Below are 23,517 nucleotides of genomic sequence, written 5' to 3' on the forward strand. Positions count from 1 at the left end.
GAGTGGCGCATGTTTGAACAACGACTGAATCGTAGGCTTGCCGGCCCGACAGCAGAAGACCTCGACGAGGGAGCATCGTGTTGCACCAATGACAACAATCGCGCAACCGCATGTCGTGCCTCCCCTCGGGGCATAGCGCACGCACACCAGGCGCATCGCCTCGCCAGCGAATGCCCCCCGAATTGCCGGAGGCCGGCTCCCGGCACCGTTTTGCTATACTGCGAACGATTCTCATTTGCATAAACGATGCCTGTGCCGCTGAGCCTTTTCGGCCGCACCTGGCCCGGGACAGGAGGGGCGCATGCCCGCCGACGACACGCTGCCGCCCGATACCACGCTTACGACGCTTACCACGCTTACCACGCTTCGCGGCCTCTACAACGATCATCACGGCTGGCTGCATGGCTGGCTTCAGCGAAAGACCGGCTGCTCGCACCGCGCGGCCGACCTTGCGCACGACACGTTCGTGCGTATGCTGGAGCGCGATCCGCCGCGACGGCTGGCGTCGCCGCGCGCGTTCATCACGACCGTAGCCCAGCGGGTGCTTTACAACTTCTGGCGTCGCGAGCAGATCGAGCGCGCGTATCTGGACGCACTGGCACAGCAGCCCGAGTCGCTCGTACCGTCGCCCGAGGAGCGCGCCGTGGTGCTCGAGACACTCCTCGAGATCGATCGGTGTCTCGACGGCCTGCCGCCCCTCGTCAAACGCGCCTTCCTGCTCGCCCAACTCGACGGCCTCACCCAGGGGGAAATCGCCGACACACTCGGCATCTCGCTGGCGACGGTGAAACGTCATCTGGTGCGTGCCGGCACACAGTGCTTCTTCGCGATGGAGGCTTCATGACGCCGGTGCGCGCGGGCGGATTCGATGCCGGGGTTGCGCGACAGGCCGTTGAATGGTGGGTGACGCTGCATGCCGACGACGCCACCGACGCGCTTCGCGCGGCCTGCTTGCGCTGGCGCGAGGCGCACCCGGAACACGCACGCGCCTGGCAGCACATCGAGAACGCCGAACGCCGCATGCGTCATATGTCCGGCACGCTCGGTGCGTCCGTGGCGCAGGCGGCGTTGAATGCACCCCGCTCGCGCGGTCGCCGCCTGGCGGTGAAGGCACTCGTGGGCGTGCTGTTCGTGGGCACCGGCGCCTGGGTCGCCGGCGATCCACCGGCCGTGCAGTGGTGGCGCGCCGACGTCCGTACCGGAGCGGGCGAGCGTCGCACCCTGCAACTGGCCGACGGCACCACGCTCGTGCTCAATACCCGCAGCGCCGTGCGGCTGACGATGGCCGGGGGCGTGCGGCGCATCACGCTCGTCGACGGTGAAATCATGGTGAGCACCGGCAAGGACGCCGCTCATGTGCCGCCGCGCCCGCTCATCGTCGCGACGGCGCTGGGCACGCTATCGCCGATGGGCACGCGGTTCTCGGTGCGACAAGCGCCGCAGGCCGACGGCGCGACCGTGCAGGTGTTCGAAGGCGCGGTGCGCGTGGCGGCCAGGGAAGCGTCGGCGCCATCGGGGGCGCCGGGTGCCGCCGCCGCACGCATCGTACGTGCGGGCGAACAGGCGAGCTTCACCGCCGACGGCGTGAGCCCCGCCACGCCGCTGACATCAGGCGACGGTGCGTGGACGGAGGGCATGCTCGTCGCCGTGGACATGCGCCTCGATGTCTTCCTCGCCGAACTGTCGCGCTATCGCCGTGGCTACTTGCGCTGCGATCCGGCCGTGGCGGCGCTGCGAGTGTCCGGGACCTATCCGCTGGGCGATACCGACGCCGTGCTCGCTGTGTTGCCTCACGCGTTACCCGTGTCAGTGGCCTCGGTAACACGCTATTGGGTCAGCGTCGGGCCGCGCAGCTGAAATGCCGCCGCGTGCGCTCGGCATTTTTCTTCCCTGAATGGGCACATGTTTGAGCTGTTTCGCAGGTCTCGCGTGACAAGGGGAGTGAACCCCCTCTTTCCGTTGCCTGAACCAGACCTCTGCGAGACTTTTCATCATGGCCGTCGCTTCTCCCGAAATCCCCCACCTTAGGCGCTTCCGGTTCCCGTCGGGGTTCCGACGCGCGACGCGGGCACTCTCTCGGCTAGGTGCGCGCGGTTGCGCAGCTGCCGTGGACGTCAGCGGCCCGCAATGGCGGCTTCGCGTGAGTTGCGCAAGCGTTGCGGCGACTTTCGCAACGACGCTCGCCAGCGGTGTCGCGCACGCACAGACGGTCGGGCAAGCGCCCGCCGCCGCGTCGGCACCCTCGGCGCAGATCCGTACTTATGCCATCCCGGCCGGCCCCCTCGACGGCGTGCTTGCGCGGTTCGGCCGGGAGGCGGGCATTCTCCTCACGTATGCCCCCGCGCTCACTGTCGGACGGCAAAGTCCCGGCGTGCAAGGCCGCTTCGACGTGCCCGGTGCGTTCGGCCAACTGCTGGCGGGCACGGGGCTCACCGCATCGCCGCACGGTGCGGGCTATGCGCTGACGCCGCAAGGTGCCCCCGTTGCGGCGGCGATCGTCGCGGGCGGCAGCTCGGCGGACGTGGCGCTGCCGACGACGCATGTGCAGGCGCAGGCCTGGGCGGACGCGTATCGCATGCCCGTCGACGCGAATGTCTCGCGCTCCGACGCCCCCATCCTCGACATTGCGCAAGCCATCAACGTCGTGCCGCAGCAAGTGCTGGCCGACCAGCGCGCACGTACCCTCGACGACGCGCTCGTCAACGTGAGCGGCATCGTGCAAGGCAACACGCTGGCCGGCACGCAGGACACGTTGCTCAAGCGTGGCTTCGGCGGCAACCGCGATGGCTCGATCATGCACAACGGCATGCCGCTGGTGCAGGGGCGCGGGCTCAATGCCAACGCCGACTCGGTGGAGGTGCTCAAGGGGCCCACGTCGCTGCTGTACGGCATCATGGACCCGGGCGGCGTGATTAACGTGGTGAGCAAGCGTCCGCTGCTCAAGCCCTATACGGCGGTGAGCCTGGCGGGCACGACGTTCGGCCACGGCAAGCACGGCGCGCAGGAAACGCTCGATACCACGGGACCCATCGGCGATACGGGGCTGGCGTACCGACTGGTCGTCGACCAGAACAACCAGTCGTACTGGCGCGCCTTCGGCACCCAGCGCGAGACGCTGGTCGCGCCGACGCTCGCCTACTACGGGCGCGACACGCAGGTCGTGCTTTCGTACGAGTACCGCAACTTCCTCACGCCCTTCGATCGCGGCACGGTCATCGATCCGACCACCAACAAGCCGCTCGCCGTCTCCGCACGCGAACGGCTGGACGACGTCCATAACGAGATGACCGGTCAGTCGCACCTCGCCCAGATCACCGTCGACCACCAGTTCGACGCCGACTGGAAAGCGCACTTCGGCTACAGCTACAACAAGGAAACCTATGACGCCGGGCAATTGCGCGTGAACGGTATCAACACGGCCACGGGGGTGGTGTCCCGCAGCAACGACGCCACGCGCGGCTCGGTCAGCACCGACAGCTTCGGTATTGCCTATCTCGACGGCAAGGTACGGCTGGCCGGTATGCGTCACGACCTGCAATTCGGTGGCGATTGGGAATATCGGCGCATCTATCGCCGCGACCTGATCCGTCAGGCGGCCAGGTGCACGTTTTCGTACCTGAACCCGGTGTACGGCTGCGAGGTCATTCCGACGACCGTGTCGGCCAGCGACAGCGATCAGACCGACACACTGCACGACGCCTCGCTGTTCCTTCAGGACGCCGTTCACGTTACCGACCGGTGGATCGTCGTGGGCGGGGTGCGTCTGCTCACCTACAGCCAACTCGCCGGCAAGGGGCGCCCGTTCCGGGTGAATACGGATCTCGGCGATACCCAGTGGTTGCCACGCGCAGGCATCGTCTACAAGGCGACCAATGATGTGTCGCTGTACGGCAGCTATTCGGAGTCGCTCAAACCCACGTCGACCATCGCGCCGTTGTCGTCGGGCGTCGTCATCGACTCAAGCGTCGCGCCGGAGCACGCGAAGTCGTTCGAACTCGGGGTGAAGCTCGATATGCCCAACGGGCTGAGCGGCACGCTGGCCGTGTTCGACATCGACAAGCGCAACGTGCTGGTGTCGCAGTTCAACGATGCGACCAAGGGCATCGACTGGCGTACGTCGGGGGCGGCGCGCTCGCGCGGTGTCGAGCTCGATGTGTCCGGACGCATCGGGCAGCGCTGGAACGTGATCGCCAGCTACGCGTTCATCGACGCGAAGACGACCGACGATCCGCTCTACACCGGCAATACGCTGGCGAACGCGGCACGTCATACGGCGTCGCTTGCCGCGGTGTACGACTGGGGTGCCGTGCTCGGCCAGGGCGGGGGCAATTTGAGGCTCGGTGCCGTGGGACGCTACGTCGGATCGCGTCCGGGCGACTCGGCCAACAGTTTCACGTTGCCCGCGTATTTCGTCGCCGACGTGTTCGCCGCCTACGACGCGAAGATCGGGCGTCACCCGGTCCACTATCAGTTGAACGTCAAGAACGTGTTCAACAAGACGTATTACCCGTCGAGCGCCAGCCAATACTTCGTTGCGGTCGGCGACGCACGCTCGGCGACGCTCTCGGCCTCGTTCGAGTTCTGACAGGCGTGGTGAGGTCGACTCGGCGATGCGCGGCTCAGAGCAAATCGTCGCTCGGCAGCAAAGTGAAGGCGCCGGCCACGGCGTTGCGCCAGAAGGGCGCGTAGGGCTCCACGTCGAACGTCCGGGCTCGGCCATTCTCCTCACCCACCCAGCGCAGCGCCGGCATTGTGGGGGGGGTGGGCGTCTGTGGCACGGCGCCGGGCGGGGCCAGTTCGACACGAAAACTTGTGCTCGGCGAGGTCGCCTGATCGAAAATGCCAGCCATTCGCTCGGCGAATTCCGGACTGTGGATCACGATCGCCAATTCGGTGTTCAGACGCACCGAGCGTGGGTCCAGGTTGAACGAGCCGAGGATGACGTCGCGCCGGTCGATCACGTAAGCCTTGCCATGAAGACTTGCGCGCGATGAGCCACCGAAGGTCACGCGCCGCGGCGCGTGCTCGCCGCCGCCATCCCCGCGGATCGGTTTGAACTCGTACAGCGCGATACCTGCTTGCAGCAACGCCGGGCGATAGCGCGCATATCCGGCGTGGACCGGGACGACGTCCGTCGCCGCGAGCGAGTTGGTCAGCACGCGGACTTTCACGCCGCGGCTGGAAAGCGTCGACAGAAAACGTACGCCGCCGTCCATCGGCACGAAGTACGGGGAGATGATCAGCACCTCGCGCTGGGCGTTGGCCGCAAGCTGACGGAGTCTTGCGCCTGGCGCGCTTTTCGTTTCGGTGGCTGGGGCGTCCAGCTTGTCGGGCGTGTCCGCCGCGAGCTCGGCATTTGCCCAGAACAGTGGCACGCGGCCGCTGCGCAGGCCATCGGCGAGCGCGGGCTGGTGGAGCGCCTGGTGCCCGGCGGGCACGGCGTCTGCGTTGCGCCAGTGACGCGCCAGAGCCTCGCGTGTGGCGTCGAGCGTCTCCTGATCGATCTTCGACTGCACCTGCTTTAGCGGGTAGGACTGCGCGCTCGTCCAGAAATGATCGAAGCTTCGCGAGACGGCATCGACGACCGGACCCGCACAAAGCAGATCGAAGTCGCGAAAGGAGAGGTCCGGATTGGCGTCGAAGTATTCGTCGCCGAGATTGCGCCCGCCGACGATGGCCAGTTGGTTGTCGGCGACCAGCGCCTTGTTGTGCATGCGGCGATTCAACTGGTCGAACCGCGTCAGCAGGTTGCCCGCGCGCTCGAGGAGCGTCGTGTCGCGTGTGCCGAATGGATTGAAAACCCGGATCTCGATGTTGCGATGTCGGTCCAGGACAGCGAAGGCCGGATCCGTGTGGCGGCGATTGATGTCGTCCACCAGCATGCGAACGCGGACGCCTCGATCTGCCGCGTTGAGCAGCGATTGAAGCAACAGACGGCCGGTGATGTCTTCTCCGGCACTGTAATACTGCACGTCGAGACTGTGTTGCGCGGCTTGCACCAGCGCGAGGCGCGTGGTGAAGGCGGCCGAGCCCGTCGCGAGCAATTGGAAGCCGGACTGGCCAGGATGGGCCCGTACGGCGGGCGCCAATGCGCTGGCAAGCGCACTCGGCGTTGCGGAAGTGATATGCGTCGCCCATTGAGAGGGCTCGGGGGCGGACGCACCGTACTGCAGGCGGTGGCCAGGAGAGCGAGCGCCAGCAGTGGTGCCATTCGCCACGCGCGGGTCAGCGGGAGCGAGCGGAAGACGCGCGAAAGAGACATCTCGGACGCTCTATATATGGGAACAGTGGAGCGGGGCGGTGGCGGCGCAGTGCCGACGTCGATATCGCCTTTCCATAGTGGCAGGCTGTCAGGAAGCATATGCGATTTCGTTGGTCGCGTCGCCGGGGGATGCCCGGATAGCGTGGTCGCGTCTCCTCCATGTGTCTCGTTCCGTGGATCCTCGGCCCGCCCATGACGCGGGCTTTTTTTCGCTTTTCAAAATATTTTCACAAAGGGCTTGCCAGCGTTCGGGGTTTTCACTAATATCTCGTCTCTCGCAACGACGGCGACGCAGCGAAAGCGGTGAAGCGGTTGGGGCGACGGGCTGGAAAGCCCGGTGGTTAGTGGTTTTCGAGCAGGCAAGTCGCTACGGCGGCGAGCGAAGAAAGCGAAAAAACTGTTGACGACGACGAGAAGCTGCGACATAATCTCACTTCTCTGCTGCTGATGCAGCGACGCAAAAAAACGAAGCGACGGCGCGGTAAGTTGGCGACGAAGCGAAGTGTGATGCGATTGATCTTTAAAAATTGAACAACCGATAAGTGTGGGCACTCGATGAATAGTGCGTCTGCTTCGGCAGATTAGCTTTAAATTTATTGAGGCTCACATAGTAATAGGTAAGTTAAGTAATTAACTTGTCAGCATACTTTGAGAGCGACCGGTTCTAGCGATTTATCGCGAAAAACCGAAAACAGTAACAGGTTTAAACTGAAGAGTTTGATCCTGGCTCAGATTGAACGCTGGCGGCATGCCTTACACATGCAAGTCGAACGGCAGCACGGGTGCTTGCACCTGGTGGCGAGTGGCGAACGGGTGAGTAATACATCGGAACGTACCTTGTAGTGGGGGATAGCTCGGCGAAAGCCGGATTAATACCGCATACGCTCTGAGGAGGAAAGCGGGGGACCTTCGGGCCTCGCGCTACAAGAGCGGCCGATGTCAGATTAGCTAGTTGGTGAGGTAAAAGCTCACCAAGGCGACGATCTGTAGCTGGTCTGAGAGGACGACCAGCCACACTGGGACTGAGACACGGCCCAGACTCCTACGGGAGGCAGCAGTGGGGAATTTTGGACAATGGGCGAAAGCCTGATCCAGCAATGCCGCGTGTGTGAAGAAGGCCTTCGGGTTGTAAAGCACTTTTGTCCGGAAAGAAATCCTCTGGGTTAATACCTCGGGGGGATGACGGTACCGGAAGAATAAGCACCGGCTAACTACGTGCCAGCAGCCGCGGTAATACGTAGGGTGCAAGCGTTAATCGGAATTACTGGGCGTAAAGCGTGCGCAGGCGGTTTTGTAAGACGGATGTGAAATCCCCGGGCTTAACCTGGGAACTGCATTCGTGACTGCAAGGCTAGAGTATGGCAGAGGGGGGTAGAATTCCACGTGTAGCAGTGAAATGCGTAGAGATGTGGAGGAATACCGATGGCGAAGGCAGCCCCCTGGGCCAATACTGACGCTCATGCACGAAAGCGTGGGGAGCAAACAGGATTAGATACCCTGGTAGTCCACGCCCTAAACGATGTCAACTAGTTGTTGGGGATTCATTTCCTTAGTAACGTAGCTAACGCGTGAAGTTGACCGCCTGGGGAGTACGGTCGCAAGATTAAAACTCAAAGGAATTGACGGGGACCCGCACAAGCGGTGGATGATGTGGATTAATTCGATGCAACGCGAAAAACCTTACCTACCCTTGACATGTACGGAATCCTGCTGAGAGGTGGGAGTGCTCGAAAGAGAACCGTAACACAGGTGCTGCATGGCTGTCGTCAGCTCGTGTCGTGAGATGTTGGGTTAAGTCCCGCAACGAGCGCAACCCTTGTCCTTAGTTGCTACGCAAGAGCACTCTAAGGAGACTGCCGGTGACAAACCGGAGGAAGGTGGGGATGACGTCAAGTCCTCATGGCCCTTATGGGTAGGGCTTCACACGTCATACAATGGTCGGTACAGAGGGCTGCCAAACCGCGAGGTGGAGCTAACCCCAGAAAACCGATCGTAGTCCGGATCGCAGTCTGCAACTCGACTGCGTGAAGCTGGAATCGCTAGTAATCGCGGATCAGCATGTCGCGGTGAATACGTTCCCGGGTCTTGTACACACCGCCCGTCACACCATGGGAGTGGGTTTTGCCAGAAGTAGGTAGCCTAACCGCAAGGAGGGCGCTTACCACGGCAGGATTCATGACTGGGGTGAAGTCGTAACAAGGTAGCCGTAGGGGAACCTGCGGCTGGATCACCTCCTTTCTAGAGCATGCACTGGAAGTTGAGTGTTCACGCTTATCGGTTGTTGACTGCGTAGATCTAAGTCGGGTCTGTAGCTCAGGTGGTTAGAGCACCGTCTTGATAAGGCGGGGGTCGAAGGTTCAAGTCCTTCCAGACCCACCAAGCTTAACCACCGCCTGACCAAGTCGGCTGGTAAATGAGGCTTGATAGGGGGGCATAGCTCAGCTGGGAGAGCACCTGCTTTGCAAGCAGGGGGTCGTCGGTTCGATCCCGTCTGCCTCCACCAAAACCTTAGATCACATCGATGTCAGTCAAAAGTGTTTTACGTCTGCGGTAAATCCCTGAATGTGAACGTTTTTGAATGACAGCAATGTCATGCAGTATTTGTTCTTTAACAATTTGGAAGAAGAAGTAGTACAACGGAAGCGCGTTAGAGATGGCGCGTGGAAATTGTACGGGTTGTGATTGTATCAACCAGTATTTAAGTGATCGAAAGATGACTTGGAATACGGCACAACGCGAAAACTCAACCTATAAAGGATGTGTCGAGAGACGCACTCGTTATAGGGTCAAGCGAATAAGTGCATGTGGTGGATGCCTTGGCGATTACAGGCGATGAAGGACGCGATAGCCTGCGAAAAGTTGTGGGGAGCTGGCAAATAAGCATTGATCCACAAATGTCCGAATGGGGAAACCCGGCCTTTTAGGTCATCCTGGACTGAATACATAGGTCCAGCGAAGCAAACGCGGCGAACTGAAACATCTAAGTAGCTGCAGGAAAAGAAATCAACCGAGATTCCCAAAGTAGTGGCGAGCGAAATGGGACCAGCCTTCAAGATTTAGCACCGGTGTTATCAAAACGGAATGGAAAGTCCGGCCATAGTGGGTGATAGCCCCGTATGAGAAAACCCTGGTGTGGAACTAAGCTTGAGAAAAGTAGGGCGGGACACGTGAAATCCTGTCTGAAGATGGGGGGACCATCCTCCAAGGCTAAATACTCGTAATCGACCGATAGTGAACCAGTACCGTGAGGGAAAGGCGAAAAGAACCCCGGGAGGGGAGTGAAATAGATCCTGAAACCGCATGCATACAAACAGTCGGAGCCTCGTAAGGGGTGACGGCGTACCTTTTGTATAATGGGTCAGCGACTTACATTCAGTGGCGAGCTTAACCGAATAGGGAAGGCGTAGCGAAAGCGAGTCCGAATAGGGCGTTCAGTCGCTGGGTGTAGACCCGAAACCAAGTGATCTATCCATGGCCAGGTTGAAGGTGCGGTAACACGTACTGGAGGACCGAACCCACTAACGTTGAAAAGTTAGGGGATGAGCTGTGGATAGGGGTGAAAGGCTAAACAAACTTGGAAATAGCTGGTTCTCTCCGAAAACTATTTAGGTAGTGCCTCGTGTATCACCTTCGGGGGTAGAGCACTGTCATGGTTGAGGGGTCCATTGCGGATTACCTCGCCATAGCAAACTCCGAATACCGAAGAGTGCAATCACGGGAGACAGACATCGGGTGCTAACGTCCGGTGTCAAGAGGGAAACAACCCAGACCGCCAGCTAAGGTCCCTAAATATTGCTAAGTGGGAAACGAAGTGGGAAGGCTAAAACAGTCAGGAGGTTGGCTTAGAAGCAGCCACCCTTTAAAGAAAGCGTAATAGCTCACTGATCGAGTCGTCCTGCGCGGAAGATGTAACGGGGCTAAGCAATATACCGAAGCTGCGGATGCGAGCTTGCTCGCATGGTAGGAGAGCGTTCTGTAAGCCTGTGAAGGTGACTTGTAAAGGTTGCTGGAGGTATCAGAAGTGCGAATGCTGACATGAGTAGCGATAAAGGGGGTGAAAGGCCCCCTCGCCGTAAGCCCAAGGTTTCCTACGCAACGTTCATCGGCGTAGGGTGAGTCGGCCCCTAAGGCGAGGCAGAGATGCGTAGCTGATGGGAAGCAGGTTAATATTCCTGCACCGTCGTATGATGCGATGGGGGGACGGATCGCGGAAGGTTGTCCGGGTGTTGGAAGTCCCGGTCCCTGCAGTGGAGAAGGCGCTTAGGCAAATCCGGGCGCGTAATTCAAGGCTGTGGGGCGAGCGAACTTGTTCGCGAAGCAATTGGAAGTGGTTCCAAGAAAAGCCTCTAAGCTTCAGTCATACGAGACCGTACCGCAAACCGACACAGGTGGGCGAGATGAGTATTCTAAGGCGCTTGAGAGAACTCGGGAGAAGGAACTCGGCAAATTGGTACCGTAACTTCGGGATAAGGTACGCCCTTGTAGCTTGACTGGCCTGCGCCAGGAGGGTGAAGGGGTTGCAATAAACTGGTGGCTGCGACTGTTTAATAAAAACACAGCACTCTGCAAACACGAAAGTGGACGTATAGGGTGTGACGCCTGCCCGGTGCCGGAAGATTAAATGATGGGGTGCAAGCTCTTGATTGAAGTCCCGGTAAACGGCGGCCGTAACTATAACGGTCCTAAGGTAGCGAAATTCCTTGTCGGGTAAGTTCCGACCTGCACGAATGGCGTAACGATGGCCACACTGTCTCCTCCCGAGACTCAGCGAAGTTGAAGTGTTTGTGATGATGCAATCTACCCGCGGCTAGACGGAAAGACCCCATGAACCTTTACTGTAGCTTTGCATTGGACTTTGAACCGGTCTGTGTAGGATAGGTGGGAGGCTTTGAAGCAGGAACGCTAGTTTCTGTGGAGCCGTCCTTGAAATACCACCCTGGCTTGTTTGAGGTTCTAACCTAGGTCCGTAATCCGGATCGGGGACAGTGCATGGTAGGCAGTTTGACTGGGGCGGTCTCCTCCCAAAGTGTAACGGAGGAGTACGAAGGTACGCTAGGTACGGTCGGAAATCGTGCTGATAGTGCAATGGCAAAAGCGTGCTTAACTGCGAGACTGACAAGTCGAGCAGGTGCGAAAGCAGGTCATAGTGATCCGGTGGTTCTGTATGGAAGGGCCATCGCTCAACGGATAAAAGGTACTCTGGGGATAACAGGCTGATACCGCCCAAGAGTTCATATCGACGGCGGTGTTTGGCACCTCGATGTCGGCTCATCTCATCCTGGGGCTGTAGCCGGTCCCAAGGGTATGGCTGTTCGCCATTTAAAGAGGTACGTGAGCTGGGTTTAAAACGTCGTGAGACAGTTTGGTCCCTATCTGCCGTGGGCGTTGGAAGTTTGAAGGGGGCTGCTCCTAGTACGAGAGGACCGGAGTGGACGAACCTCTGGTGTACCGGTTGTCACGCCAGTGGCATCGCCGGGTAGCTATGTTCGGAAGAGATAACCGCTGAAAGCATCTAAGCGGGAAACTCGCCTTAAGATGAGACTTCCCTGGGAACTCGATTCCCCTTAAGGGTCGTTCAAGACCAGGACGTTGATAGGTCAGGTGTGGAAGCGCAGTAATGCGTTAAGCTAACTGATACTAATTGCCCGTGAGGCTTGATCCTATAACCAGTGTGTTTTTCCTGGTGTGAGTATCGCTGTGCCGATACACTCGCAACCCAACATTGTTGTACTACGCTTCTTCCGAATTGGTTTTGTTGCACACACCGTGCAGCAGAACATACAAGTTATGCCTGATGACCATAGCGAGTTGGAACCACCCCTTCCCATCCCGAACAGGACCGTGAAACGACTCCACGCCGATGATAGTGCGGATACCCGTGTGAAAGTAGGTAATCGTCAGGCTCCCCCTAAAAACCCCTTGCTACACAGTAGCAAGGGGTTTTTGCTTTGCATCCGCGATTTGTGTGGCCAGTGCCTGGAGATTCGCGGCTCCAGTGGGTGGCCCAGGTTCGCTCGCCGGATGAAACTCCAGCGGCGAACGTGCTGCTGCGATTTGCAGCCTGATCGGGGCGTGCAAGCCTAATAACTCGATCCCCAGGCCTATCTGAGCCATATACTTGCACGCACCGCGCGTCACCCGGTCAGCCGGAACAACGCTTTGCTGCCGTAGAGCATGACCGTCTTGGCGCACTAAAGGGATAATGCCATCGACGCCCGAAACTTCGGAGATGCGATGGCCAAGTCGCTCCAGCTCTACACCTTGCATGTGCAATTGCAGTACATCAGACCGGCGATTTGGCGCCGGATCGAGGTCGAAGGAACCGAGTCGCTGCGCAAGCTGCACCACATCCTGCAAGCCGCCTTCGGCTGGTCGGACGCCCATCGGCACGACTTCCTGATCGACGACGACACCTATGCTCAGCTCGACATTGATGCGGGCTTGGAGTTCATGGACCTGGACAGGACACTCGACGACCGGAAAGCCAAAGTGCATAAGGTGCTGCGACCGGGGTCCCGCATGCTCTACCGATATGACTTCGGCGACGGCTGGGATCACGACATCGTGGTCGAGAAAATTGAGACCATTGACAGAGAACCCTGGGGTGTCGCTCAGGTCATCGACGGCGCACGCGCCTGCCCGCCCGAGGACGTGGGAGGACCGCCCGGATACGAGGTCTTCCTCACCGCGCTACTTGACAACCCTGATGGCGAAGAAGCCGACCATTACCGTAGCTGGGTTGGCCCTGGCTTCGACCCCGAACTGTTCGATATACGCGCGGCAAACGCTGCGCTAATGCGTATGACGTCCAACCGCTGGGGCAACCGATAATGCCGTCAAGACCGCACTGACGAGGCGCTTGCCGTTGTGCGCTCGGATGCTGGCGTATATGGTGGTGTGATGACGTCCAATGGAGGGTTCGTTACTCATCCCCCGTCGACCCGCGCCTCATTTTATGGAGAGCCGCCCGATTTCCGCGATGCGGGCATCTGTGCTGGAACGTGTGACGTATTCCAAAAATCGCGATGCATTTGGTTCTGCAGGGGGGGGCGAACTCGAGAAGTGGCGCGCGGGCGGGGAGGGGCGTCCGTCACGTATCCACTCGGGGTACCCAAAGCCAAACTGTAAGTTGGATGCGTGGTGTATCCCTCCCCTCGGTCAGTCGGCGTTTCTCAGCGTCCCCCGTGGACATCGCCATGCGCGATTCCCGCAAACGCACGAAGGGGGTCTTGAGTGGTGCTGCCGCGTATTACGCCGCGGATGTTCCACACGCGGCTTCGCACATTCCATAAAATCAATGACTTATCGAATTTATCAGGAATTTGGGGGCTCACTGGCACAAAATCTGCGTAATCATCGCGTGGAAGGTGTTGACAAGGCGGGGGGACATCTCCATAATTGCAAATTCTCTGCGGAGGGGTGCCCGAGTGGCTAAAGGGGGCAGACTGTAAATCTGTTGGCTTACGCCTACGTTGGTTCGAATCCAACCTCCTCCACCAGAATGCGGAAGTAATAAGCGCCGGAAGATGAGTCTCCGGCGCTTGTTACCAAGAGGCGAGAGTCAGAATCCAAGCGGGTGTAGCTCAATGGTAGAGCAGAAGCCTTCCAAGCTTATGACGAGGGTTCGATTCCCTTCACCCGCTCCAGGTGACGCGCAGTAGATGTAAAGGATTCGCCCATGTGGCTCAGTGGTAGAGCACTCCCTTGGTAAGGGAGAGGTCGGCAGTTCGATCCTGCCCATGGGCACCACAAGATAGTGTGAAGCGCGGCAATCAACATGCCGAGCAACCTCGGCAATAGATAACCCGTTAGGAGTCGGAAATGGCAAAGGAAAAATTCGAGCGGACTAAGCCGCACGTGAACGTCGGCACCATCGGTCACGTTGACCATGGCAAGACCACCCTGACGGCCGCTATCGCAACGGTTCTGTCGTCGAAGTTCGGCGGCGAAGCCAAGAAGTACGACGAAATCGACGCGGCGCCGGAAGAAAAGGCACGCGGTATTACCATCAACACCGCGCACATCGAGTACGAAACGGCTAACCGCCACTACGCACACGTTGACTGCCCGGGCCACGCCGACTACGTCAAGAACATGATTACCGGTGCTGCCCAGATGGACGGCGCCATCCTGGTTTGCTCGGCTGCCGACGGCCCGATGCCGCAAACGCGCGAGCACATCCTGCTGGCCCGTCAGGTCGGCGTGCCGTACATCATCGTGTTCCTGAACAAGTGCGACATGGTCGACGACGCCGAGCTGCTCGAGCTGGTCGAAATGGAAGTTCGCGAACTCCTGTCGAAGTACGACTTCCCGGGCGACGATCTGCCGATCATCAAGGGTTCGGCCAAGCTGGCGCTGGAAGGCGACAAGGGCGAACTCGGCGAAGTGGCTATCCTGAACCTGGCCGAAGCGCTCGACACGTACATCCCGACGCCGGAGCGCGCCATCGACAAGGCCTTCCTGATGCCGGTGGAAGACGTGTTCTCGATCTCGGGCCGCGGTACGGTTGTGACCGGTCGCGTTGAGTCGGGTGTCATCAAGGTCGGCGAAGAAATCGAAATCGTCGGTATCACCCCGACGGTGAAGACGACCTGCACGGGCGTGGAAATGTTCCGCAAGCTGCTCGACCAAGGTCAGGCTGGCGACAACGTCGGTATCCTGCTGCGCGGCACGAAGCGTGAAGAAGTTCAGCGCGGTCAAGTGCTGGCCAAGCCGGGTTCGATCACGCCGCACACGGAATTCACGGGCGAAGTGTACGTTCTGTCGAAGGATGAAGGTGGTCGTCACACCCCGTTCTTTAACAACTACCGTCCGCAGTTCTACTTCCGTACCACGGACGTGACGGGCTCGATCACCCTGCCGGAAGGCAAGGAAATGGTTATGCCGGGCGATAACGTTTCGATCTCGGTCAAGCTGATCGCTCCGATCGCCATGACCGAAGGTCTGCGTTTCGCAATCCGCGAAGGTGGCCGTACCGTCGGCGCCGGCGTGGTTGCAAAGATCGTAGCTTAAGCCGGTACCTTAACGGTCCGCGCTTACGGGGTCAGCTTTTGGCGGCTGGCCCCTCTGCTGTTTTAGGGGTATAGCTCAACTGGCAGAGCGTCGGTCTCCAAAACCGAAGGTTGGGGGTTCGATTCCCTCTGCCCCTGCCAAACAACTGTCTGCAAGCTGGAAATGGCGAATTCTCCCGTAGAAACTGTACGTACGACTGGCGACAAGCTGCTGCTGGCTCTGGCCGGAGTGCTCGTCATTGCAGGCGTCGTGGCGTTCTACGCGCTGGAGCAACAGGCGCTGTATGTGCGCGTTGCTGCCATCGTCGTCGTTCTGGCCATCGCGGCAGGTGTTGCATTGGCATCGCAAACTGGCAAAGGCTTCCTGGCTTTTGCCAAGGATGCGTATCGGGAAGTGGGTAAGGTCGTTTGGCCGACCCGTAAAGAGGCCGCCCAAACGACCGCGATCGTCTTCGCGTTCGTCATTGTCATGGCGCTGTATCTCTGGATCAGCGACAAGACGATCGAGTGGGCGGTATTCTCTTTGATTCTTGGCTGGAAGTGATATGTCTGATACCGGGGCTGCACCGAGTAAGAAGCGCTGGTACGTCGTTCATGCGTATTCCGGCATGGAAAAGAGCGTAGCCAAGGCGTTGAAAGAGCGCGTTGTGCGCGAGGGTATGGAAGACTACTTCGGCGAGATTCTCGTTCCGACCGAAGAAGTTGTTGAAATCAAAGGTGGCCACAAGTCGGTCACCGAGCGTCGTTTCTTCCCCGGCTATGTGCTGTGCGAGATGGAAATGACGGACGACACCTGGCATTTGGTGAAGAACACGCCGAAAGTCACGGGTTTCGTTGGCGGCACGGGTAATCGTCCGATTCCGATCCGTAAGGAAGAGGTCGACGCGATCATGTCGCAAATCAAGGACGGGGTGGAAAAGCCGCGTCCCAAGACGTTGTTCGAAGTGGGCGAGCTGGTTCGAGTCAAGGATGGTCCTTTCACGGACTTCAACGGCTCAGTCGAAGAAGTGAACTACGAAAAATCCCGCCTCCGTGTGTCCGTCACTATTTTCGGACGAGCGACTCCGGTAGAACTGGAGTTCGGACAGGTCGAAAAGATCTAAGAATAAAATGCGCCGGCGCGACGTCCGGCGCGTTTTTGCGTTTGGTGACAACCGTCGCCGAGGAGCGCCAGTAACCGAATTCCCGGTGAAAACGCGCTATGACTCAACCCCGAATATGCGCCACATATTCGCTCCGGAGTAAACCATGGCAAAGAAAATCATCGGCTTTATCAAGCTGCAGATTCCTGCAGGTAAAGCCAACCCGTCGCCCCCCGTGGGCCCGGCCCTGGGTCAGCGCGGCCTGAACATCATGGAGTTCTGCAAGGCGTTCAACGCCCAGACGCAGAGCCTCGAGCCGGGTCTGCCGATTCCGGTGGTGATCACCGCTTTCGCAGACAAGAGCTTCACGTTCGTCCTGAAGACCCCGCCGGCAACGGTGCTGATCAAGAAGGCTGCCAACCTGCAAAAGGGTTCGAGCAAGCCGCACACCGACAAGGTGGGCAAGATCACCCGCGCACAAGCGGAAGAAATCGCGAAGACCAAGATGCCTGACCTTACCGCCTCCGATCTGGACGCCGCGGTTCGCACCATCGCTGGCAGCGCACGTTCGATGGGCATCACGGTGGAGGGTCTGTAATGGCTAAGATCTCGAAGCGTCAACAAGCACTGGCCGCAAAGGTCGATCGCAACAAGCTGTACCCGGTCGGCGACGCTCTGGCCCTGGTCAAGGAATGCGCAAGCGCCAAGTTCGACGAGTCGATCGACGTCGCCGTGCAACTGGGCGTGGATGCGAAGAAGTCGGACCAGGTGGTTCGTGGTTCGGTGGTTCTGCCCGCCGGTACCGGCAAGTCGGTTCGCGTCGCTGTTTTCGCCCAGGGCGAAAAGGCCGAGCAAGCCAAGGCCGCCGGTGCTGAAATCGTCGGTATGGAAGACCTCGCCGAGCAGATCAAGGCCGGCAACATGGACTTCGACATCGTGATCGCTTCGCCGGACACGATGCGTATCGTCGGTACGCTGGGTCAGATCCTCGGCCCGCGCGGCCTGATGCCGAACCCGAAGGTCGGCACGGTCACCCCGGACGTGGCCACGGCAGTGAAGAACGCCAAGGCCGGTCAGGTCCAGTTCCGCGTCGACAAGGCCGGTATCATCCACGCGACCATCGGCCGCGCTTCGTTCGAACCGACCGCGCTTCAACAGAACCTGTCGGCTCTGCTGGAAGCCCTGACGAAGGCCAAGCCGGCTTCGAGCAAGGGTGTCTACCTGCGCAAGATCGCCCTGTCGAGCACGATGGGCGTTGGCGTGCGCGTGGACCAGGCCAGCCTCTCGGCCTAAGCAACAGTATCGCAATCGCAGGGTGATGGCGTCCCCTGCGATGGCTGGGATCCATCGGATCGACAGCCGGTAGCAAAAGACTTTGGGCGGAAGCGGTTTCTTTGGAAAGCGCTTCCGGTTATCAAAGACCGTTGGCGGGAATGGGCAAGTCCTGACGCTCCCTTAATACGCCAGCCAACGCAGATGGCGAACCCGAACAAGTTATGCAGTCACACCGCCGTGTCCGGGAAACCGGGCGCGGAGGTAGAAACTCCAGACATGTCGGTAAGCCGTTAGTGGAACGGCGTCACCATGAGGTGATGTCAATTTTGGAGGTTAACCGTGGCACTTAATCTTGATGATAAGAAAGCCGTCGTGGCTGAAGTATCGGCGCAGGTCGCCGGCGCTTCGACCATCGTTGTGGCTGAATATCGCGGAATCACGGTTGGCGATCTGACGAAGCTTCGCGCCAATGCGCGTCAGCAAGGCGTCTACCTGCGCGTTCTGAAGAACACGCTGGCTCGCCGCGCGGTGGAAAACACCCCGTTTGCTGATCTGGCTGAGCAGATGACCGGTCCTCTGATCTACGGTATCTCGACGGATCCCGTAGCCGCTGCGAAAGTCCTGAACGACTTTTCGAAGGGCAACGACAAGTTGATCTTGAAGGCCGGCTCGTACGACGGCAAGGTGATGGACAAGGCAGGCGTGCAAGCGCTGGCCTCGATCCCGAGCCGCGACGAACTGCTCGCGAAGTTGCTGGGTGTCATGCAAGCGCCGGTTTCCGGCTTTGCTCGCGTCCTGGCTGCCGTGGCAGAGAAGAAGCAAGCGGAAGCTGCTTAAGTCTCTCCCCGGTTACACGATCGCTGACTTCGGTCCGAACACAATCTAGGAGTTTTACAAATGGCAATCACGAAAGACGAAATCATCGAAGCCGTAGGCGCGATGTCGGTTATGGAACTGAACGACCTTGTCAAGGCGTTCGAAGAGAAGTTCGGCGTGTCGGCAGCTGCCCTGGCAGTGGCTGGCCCGGCTGGCGCTGGCGGCGGTGCTGCTGCTGCTGAAGAGCAAACCGAATTCAACGTCATCCTGGCGGAAGTCGGTGCGAACAAGGTCGGCGTCATCAAGGCCGTCCGCGAAATCACCGGCCTGGGCCTGAAGGAAGCCAAGGACCTGGTCGATGGCGCTCCGAAGGCTGTCAAGGAAGGCGTCGACAAGGCTGCCGCCGACGAAGCCAAGAAGAAGCTGGAAGAAGCCGGCGCCAAGGTCGAAGTCAAGTAATTCGACTCTGCGCGTAGGGAAGGCTGGCGACGAAATGTCGTCAGCCTTTTTGTGCTTTCTGGAGATGCAAAACCCGCAAGGCGGGCGCAGATTTCGAAAGCCGGTGCCATTCGGCGCCAAGTCATTGAAAGCAAAGTCATTTCGCCGCAGCTAGCGCGACCCGCGCCGTTTCAAACGGCCGTTCCGTGAGCGCCGGATGCAAGCGCCGGGCCGGTTCGAGGCAGCGCCAAAATGACTGAGAGGCCAAAGAAAAGATCGTGCGGGCGCGCTGCCGGCGACGATTTTCTCTTTGTCTTCTGAAGCGACTGCAGAAGGCAAGTTTGGTCGGGCGACGGGCAACACAGGCATCCGTCGCCGTCAGCCAGCGGTTGGTAGCGGCCAACCACCAAGCTCGTTGCTCCGCGGCAAGCCCGCCGTGGGGAACGTCTGGTCTCAGTCGATGAACACCCGTTGTCGATGCCTGCCGTCGTCGCCAGCGTAGTGATTCGGAGATCGTAATGCACTATTCCTTCACCGAGAAGAAACGCATTCGCAAGAGTTTTGCGAAGCGTCCGACCGTGCACAAGGTGCCGTTTTTGCTGGCAACCCAGCTCGCCTCGTACACATCGTTCTTGCAAGCCGACGCGCTTGCAACGGAGCGGAAGCCGGAGGGTCTGCAAGCAGCCTTCTCCTCCATTTTCCCGATCGTTTCTCACAACGGGTTCGCACGCCTGGAGTTTGTCAGCTATGTGCTGGGCACTCCCGCGTTCGATGTCAAGGAATGTCAACAGCGCGGCCTGACCTTTTGCTCGGCCCTGCGCGCCAAGGTTCGTCTGGTGATTCTCGACAAGGAATCGCCGAACAAGCCGGTCGTCAAGGAAGTCAAGGAACAGGAAGTGTACATGGGCGAAATTCCGCTCATGACGTCGACGGGTTCCTTCGTCATCAATGGCACCGAACGTGTCATCGTCTCGCAGTTGCACCGTTCGCCGGGCGTGTTCTTCGAACACGACAAGGGCAAGACGCACAGCTCGGGCAAGCTGCTGTTCTCCGCGCGTATCATCCCCTACCGCGGCTCGTGGCTGGACTTCGAATTCGATCCGAAGGACATCCTGTATTTCCGCGTCGACCGTCGCCGCAAGATGCCGGTCACGATCCTGCTCAAGGCCATCGGCCTCACGCCGGAACAGATCCTCGCGAACTTCTTCGTGTTCGACAACTTCAAGCTGATGCCGGAAGGCGCGCAGATGGAGTTCGTGCCGGAGCGTCTGCGCGGTGAAGTGGCTCGCTTCGACATCACGGATCGCGACGGCAAGGTCATCGTCCAGAAGGACAAGCGCGTCAACGCCAAGCACATCCGCGATCTGGAGAACGCCAACACCAAGTTTATCTCGGTGCCGGAAGACTACCTGCTCGGCCGCGTGCTCGCGAAGAACGTGATCGATGGCGACACGGGCGAAGTGATCGCCAACGCCAACGACGAAATCACCGAAAGCGTGCTGCTCAAGCTGCGCGAGTCGGGTGTGTCGGACATCCAGACGCTGTACACGAACGATCTGGACCAGGGTTCGTACATCTCGGCCACGCTGCGCATCGACGAGACCGCCGACCAGACGGCCGCGCGTATCGCGATCTATCGCATGATGCGCCCGGGCGAGCCGCCGACCGAAGATGCCGTCGAGGCCCTGTTCAACCGTCTGTTCTACAGCGAGGAAGCGTACGACCTGTCGAAGGTGGGTCGTATGAAGTTCAACCGCCGTGTCGGCCGTGACGAAGTGCTCGGACCGATGACGCTGGAAGACGACGACATTCTCGCGACCATCAAGATCCTCGTGGATCTGCGTAACGGCCGTGGCGAAGTGGACGATATCGACCACCTCGGCAACCGTCGCGTGCGTTGCGTGGGCGAACTGGCCGAGAACCAGTTCCGCGCCGGTCTCGTGCGTGTCGAGCGCGCTGTGAAGGAACGTCTGGGTCAGGCCGAATCGGAAAACCTGATGCCGCACGACCTGATCAACAGCAAGCCGATCTCGTCGGCCATTCGCGAGTTCTTCGGTTCGTCGCAGCTGTCGCAGTTCATGGACCAGACCAACCCGCTGTCGGAAATCACGCACAAGCGTCGCGTTTCCGCACTGGGCCCGGGCGGTCTGACGCGCGAGCGTGCAGGCTTCGAAGTGCGCGACGTGCACCCGACCCACTATGGCCGCGTGTGCCCGATCGAAACGCCGGAAGGTCCGAACATCGGTCTGATCAACTCGCTGGCGCTGTACGCCCGCCTGAACGAATACGGCTTCCTCGAGACGCCGTATCGCAAGGTGGTGGACGGCAAGGTCACCGACCAGATCGACTACCTGTCGGCCATCGAGGAAGGTCGCTACGTGATCGCCCAGGCGAACGCGTCGATCGGCGCGAACGGCGAACTCACCGACGAACTGGTGTCGTCGCGTGAAGCGGGTGAAACGCTGATGGTCACGCCGGACCGCATCCAGTACATGGACGTGGCGCCGTCGCAGATCGTGTCGGTGGCTGCCTCGCTGATTCCGTTCCTCGAGCACGATGACGCGAACCGCGCATTGATGGGTTCGAACATGCAGCGCCAGGCCGTGCCTTGCCTGCGCCCGGAAAAGGCGGTCGTGGGTACGGGTATCGAGCGTACCGTGGCAGTCGACTCGGGTACGACGGTTCAGGCATTCCGCGGTGGCGTGGTCGACTACGTCGACGCCGGCCGTGTGGTGATCCGCGTGAACGACGACGAAGCCGTGGCCGGCGAAGTCGGCGTGGACATCTACAACCTGATCAAGTACACGCGTTCGAACCAGAACACCAACATCAACCAGCGCCCGATCGTGCGCGTGGGTGACAAGGTGGCGCGCGGCGACGTGATCGCCGACGGTGCATCGACCGATCTGGGCGAACTGGCGCTGGGTCAGAACATGCTGATCGCGTTCATGCCGTGGAACGGCTACAACTTCGAGGATTCGATCCTGATCTCGGAGCGTGTCGTTGCGGAAGACCGTTACACGTCGATCCACATCGAAGAACTGAACGTGGTCTCGCGCGATACGAAGCTCGGACCGGAAGAAATCACGCGCGACATCTCGAACCTGGCGGAAGTGCAACTGAGCCGTCTGGACGAGTCGGGCATCGTGTACATCGGTGCGGAAGTCGAAGCCGGCGACGTGCTGGTGGGCAAGGTCACGCCGAAGGGCGAAACCCAGCTCACGCCGGAAGAGAAGCTGCTGCGCGCGATCTTCGGCGAGAAGGCCTCGGACGTGAAGGACACCTCGCTGCGCGTGCCGTCGGGCATGAGCGGCACGGTCATCGACGTGCAGGTGTTCACGCGCGAAGGCATCCAGCGCGACAAGCGCGCCCAGCAGATCATCGACGATGAACTGAAGGGCTACCGCCTCGACCTGAACGACCAGCTGCGTATCGTGGAAGGCGACGCATTCCAGCGTCTGGAGCGTTTCCTGGTCGGCAAGACGGCCAACGGCGGTCCGAAGAAGCTCGCCAAGGGCACCAAGATCACCAAGGAATACCTGGCCGATCTGGATCGCTACCACTGGTTCGACATCCGTCTGGCCGACGACGAAGGCGCCCAGCAACTCGAGCAGATCAAGGAATCGATCGAGCAGAAGCGTCACTCGTTCGACCTGGCCTTCGAAGAGAAGCGCAAGAAGCTCACGCAGGGCGACGAACTGCCGCCGGGCGTGCTGAAGATGGTCAAGGTCTACCTGGCGGTCAAGCGTCGTCTGCAGCCTGGCGACAAGATGGCCGGTCGTCACGGTAACAAGGGCGTGGTCTCGAAGATCGTGCCGATCGAGGATATGCCGTACATGGCCGACGGCCGTCCGGCGGACATCGTGCTCAACCCGCTCGGCGTGCCGTCGCGGATGAACGTGGGTCAGATTCTCGAATCGCACCTGGGTTGGGCCGCGAAGGGTCTGGGCTGGCGTATCGGCGAAATGCTGCAGGCGCACACCAAGGTCCAGGAAGTTCGCAAGTTCCTGACGCAGATCTACAACGAGAGCGGTCAGCAAGAAGATATCGACAGCCTGTCGGACGAAGAAGTGATGACGCTGGCGCACAACCTGCAGAACGGCGTGCCGTTCGCAACGCCGGTGTTCGATGGTGCGCATGAAGAGGAAATCCGTCGCATGCTGGATCTGGCGTTCCCGGATCACATCGCGAAGGAACTCGGCATGACGCCGTCGAAGAACCAGGTCACGCTGTTCGACGGCCGTACTGGCGAAGCCTTTGAGCGTCCGGTGACCTGCGGCTTCATGCACATGCTCAAGCTGCACCACTTGGTCGACGACAAGATGCACGCCCGTTCGACCGGTCCGTACTCGCTGGTGACGCAGCAACCGCTGGGCGGCAAGGCCCAGTTCGGTGGTCAGCGCTTCGGTGAAATGGAAGTGTGGGCGCTGGAAGCTTACGGCGCGTCGTACGTGCTGCAGGAAATGCTGACGGTGAAGTCGGATGACGTGACGGGTCGTACGAAGGTGTACGAGAACCTGGTCAAGGGCGATCACATGATCGATGCCGGCATGCCGGAGTCGTTCAACGTGCTGGTCAAGGAAATCCGTTCGCTCGGTATCGATATCGACCTGGAGCGCGGTTAATCGCGTTC

General features: G+C 59.9%; 13 protein-coding genes, 6 tRNA genes, 3 rRNA genes and 1 pseudogene. 22 read left to right on the forward strand and 1 reads right to left on the reverse strand.

Features of this window, described 5'->3' with window-relative positions:
• Positions 1–301 precede the first annotated feature (301 nt).
• The 3 genes from LV28_RS25380 (at position 302) to LV28_RS25390 (ending at position 4,585) form a co-directional block, all read left to right on the forward strand.
• Entirely contained in the window at positions 302–844 is a 543-nt protein-coding gene (locus LV28_RS25380; RefSeq protein ID WP_023598520.1) for a sigma-70 family RNA polymerase sigma factor, read from the forward strand.
• Positions 841–1,857, forward strand: a complete 1,017-nt coding sequence (locus LV28_RS25385; RefSeq protein WP_023598521.1) for a FecR domain-containing protein — start codon at positions 841–843, stop codon at positions 1,855–1,857. The genes LV28_RS25380 and LV28_RS25385 overlap by 4 nt, the downstream gene beginning before the upstream one ends.
• Before the next feature lie 136 nt (positions 1,858–1,993).
• A complete protein-coding gene (locus LV28_RS25390; protein ID WP_081326790.1) occupies positions 1,994–4,585 on the forward strand; it encodes a TonB-dependent siderophore receptor in 2,592 nt (863 codons plus the stop codon).
• Positions 4,586–4,619: 34 nt separating this feature from the next.
• On the opposite strand, the gene LV28_RS25395 is transcribed toward LV28_RS25390, so the two are convergent.
• Positions 4,620–6,044, reverse strand: coding sequence for a phospholipase D family protein (locus LV28_RS25395; protein WP_257125734.1), 1,425 nt, complete (start codon positions 6,042–6,044; stop codon positions 4,620–4,622).
• A 923-nt stretch (positions 6,045–6,967) separates the two neighbouring features.
• Between LV28_RS25395 and LV28_RS25400 the strand changes: the two genes are divergently transcribed.
• From LV28_RS25400 to rpoB, 19 genes and pseudogenes are all read left to right on the forward strand, one after another.
• Positions 6,968–8,500: ribosomal RNA gene (locus LV28_RS25400) — 16S ribosomal RNA — on the forward strand.
• A 64-nt stretch (positions 8,501–8,564) separates the two neighbouring features.
• Positions 8,565–8,641 (forward strand) — tRNA-Ile (locus LV28_RS25405).
• A gap of 48 nt (positions 8,642–8,689) precedes the next feature.
• A tRNA-Ala gene (locus tag LV28_RS25410) sits at positions 8,690–8,765 on the forward strand.
• Positions 8,766–9,046: 281 nt separating this feature from the next.
• Positions 9,047–11,924, forward strand: a 23S ribosomal RNA gene (locus LV28_RS25415).
• A 128-nt stretch (positions 11,925–12,052) separates the two neighbouring features.
• Positions 12,053–12,165 (forward strand): 5S ribosomal RNA (gene rrf, locus LV28_RS25420).
• Together the 16S, 23S and 5S rRNA genes with 2 tRNA genes alongside form the textbook arrangement of a ribosomal RNA operon.
• A 122-nt stretch (positions 12,166–12,287) precedes the next feature.
• Positions 12,288–12,433: pseudogene (locus LV28_RS49205) on the forward strand (transposase domain-containing protein); the annotation flags it as partial.
• Between the two features lie 63 nt (positions 12,434–12,496).
• Positions 12,497–13,093, forward strand: coding sequence for a plasmid pRiA4b ORF-3 family protein (locus LV28_RS25425; RefSeq protein WP_038619152.1), 597 nt, complete (start codon positions 12,497–12,499; stop codon positions 13,091–13,093).
• Between the two features lie 582 nt (positions 13,094–13,675).
• Positions 13,676–13,761, forward strand: a tRNA-Tyr gene (locus LV28_RS25430).
• Between the two features lie 73 nt (positions 13,762–13,834).
• Positions 13,835–13,908: transfer RNA gene (locus LV28_RS25435), tRNA-Gly, on the forward strand.
• 28 nt (positions 13,909–13,936) lie between these two features.
• Positions 13,937–14,011: transfer RNA gene (locus LV28_RS25440), tRNA-Thr, on the forward strand.
• A gap of 72 nt (positions 14,012–14,083) precedes the next feature.
• On the forward strand, positions 14,084–15,274 hold the full coding sequence (tuf, locus tag LV28_RS25445; RefSeq protein WP_023593795.1) for an elongation factor Tu: 1,191 nt from the start codon (positions 14,084–14,086) through the stop codon (positions 15,272–15,274).
• Positions 15,275–15,338: 64 nt separating this feature from the next.
• Positions 15,339–15,414 (forward strand) — tRNA-Trp (locus LV28_RS25450).
• A gap of 22 nt (positions 15,415–15,436) precedes the next feature.
• A complete protein-coding gene (gene secE, locus LV28_RS25455) occupies positions 15,437–15,817 on the forward strand; it encodes a preprotein translocase subunit SecE (RefSeq protein WP_023593796.1) in 381 nt (126 codons plus the stop codon).
• 1 nt (position 15,818) lies between these two features.
• Complete coding sequence (gene nusG, locus LV28_RS25460; protein WP_023872516.1) at positions 15,819–16,376, forward strand: transcription termination/antitermination protein NusG; 558 nt, start codon at positions 15,819–15,821, stop codon at positions 16,374–16,376.
• 145 nt (positions 16,377–16,521) lie between these two features.
• On the forward strand, positions 16,522–16,953 hold the full coding sequence (gene rplK / locus LV28_RS25465) for a 50S ribosomal protein L11 (protein ID WP_010804164.1): 432 nt from the start codon (positions 16,522–16,524) through the stop codon (positions 16,951–16,953).
• On the forward strand, positions 16,953–17,648 hold the full coding sequence (rplA, locus tag LV28_RS25470; protein ID WP_023593798.1) for a 50S ribosomal protein L1: 696 nt from the start codon (positions 16,953–16,955) through the stop codon (positions 17,646–17,648). Before rplK ends, rplA begins: the two co-directional genes overlap by 1 nt.
• Positions 17,649–17,969: 321 nt before the next feature.
• Positions 17,970–18,467 carry a 50S ribosomal protein L10 gene (gene rplJ, locus LV28_RS25475; RefSeq protein WP_010804162.1) on the forward strand — a complete coding sequence of 166 codons (498 nt, stop codon included), beginning with the start codon at positions 17,970–17,972 and terminating at the stop codon, positions 18,465–18,467.
• Positions 18,468–18,527: 60 nt separating this feature from the next.
• Positions 18,528–18,905, forward strand: a complete 378-nt coding sequence (gene rplL, locus LV28_RS25480) for a 50S ribosomal protein L7/L12 (RefSeq protein ID WP_023593799.1) — start codon at positions 18,528–18,530, stop codon at positions 18,903–18,905.
• Between the two features lie 497 nt (positions 18,906–19,402).
• Positions 19,403–23,509 (forward strand): DNA-directed RNA polymerase subunit beta, encoded by a 4,107-nt coding sequence (gene rpoB, locus LV28_RS25485; protein WP_023872515.1) that lies wholly within the window; start codon positions 19,403–19,405, stop codon positions 23,507–23,509.
• The last annotated feature ends 8 nt before the right edge of the window (positions 23,510–23,517 follow it).

Source organism: Pandoraea pnomenusa (assembly GCF_000767615.3).
Lineage (GTDB): Bacteria > Pseudomonadota > Gammaproteobacteria > Burkholderiales > Burkholderiaceae > Pandoraea > Pandoraea pnomenusa.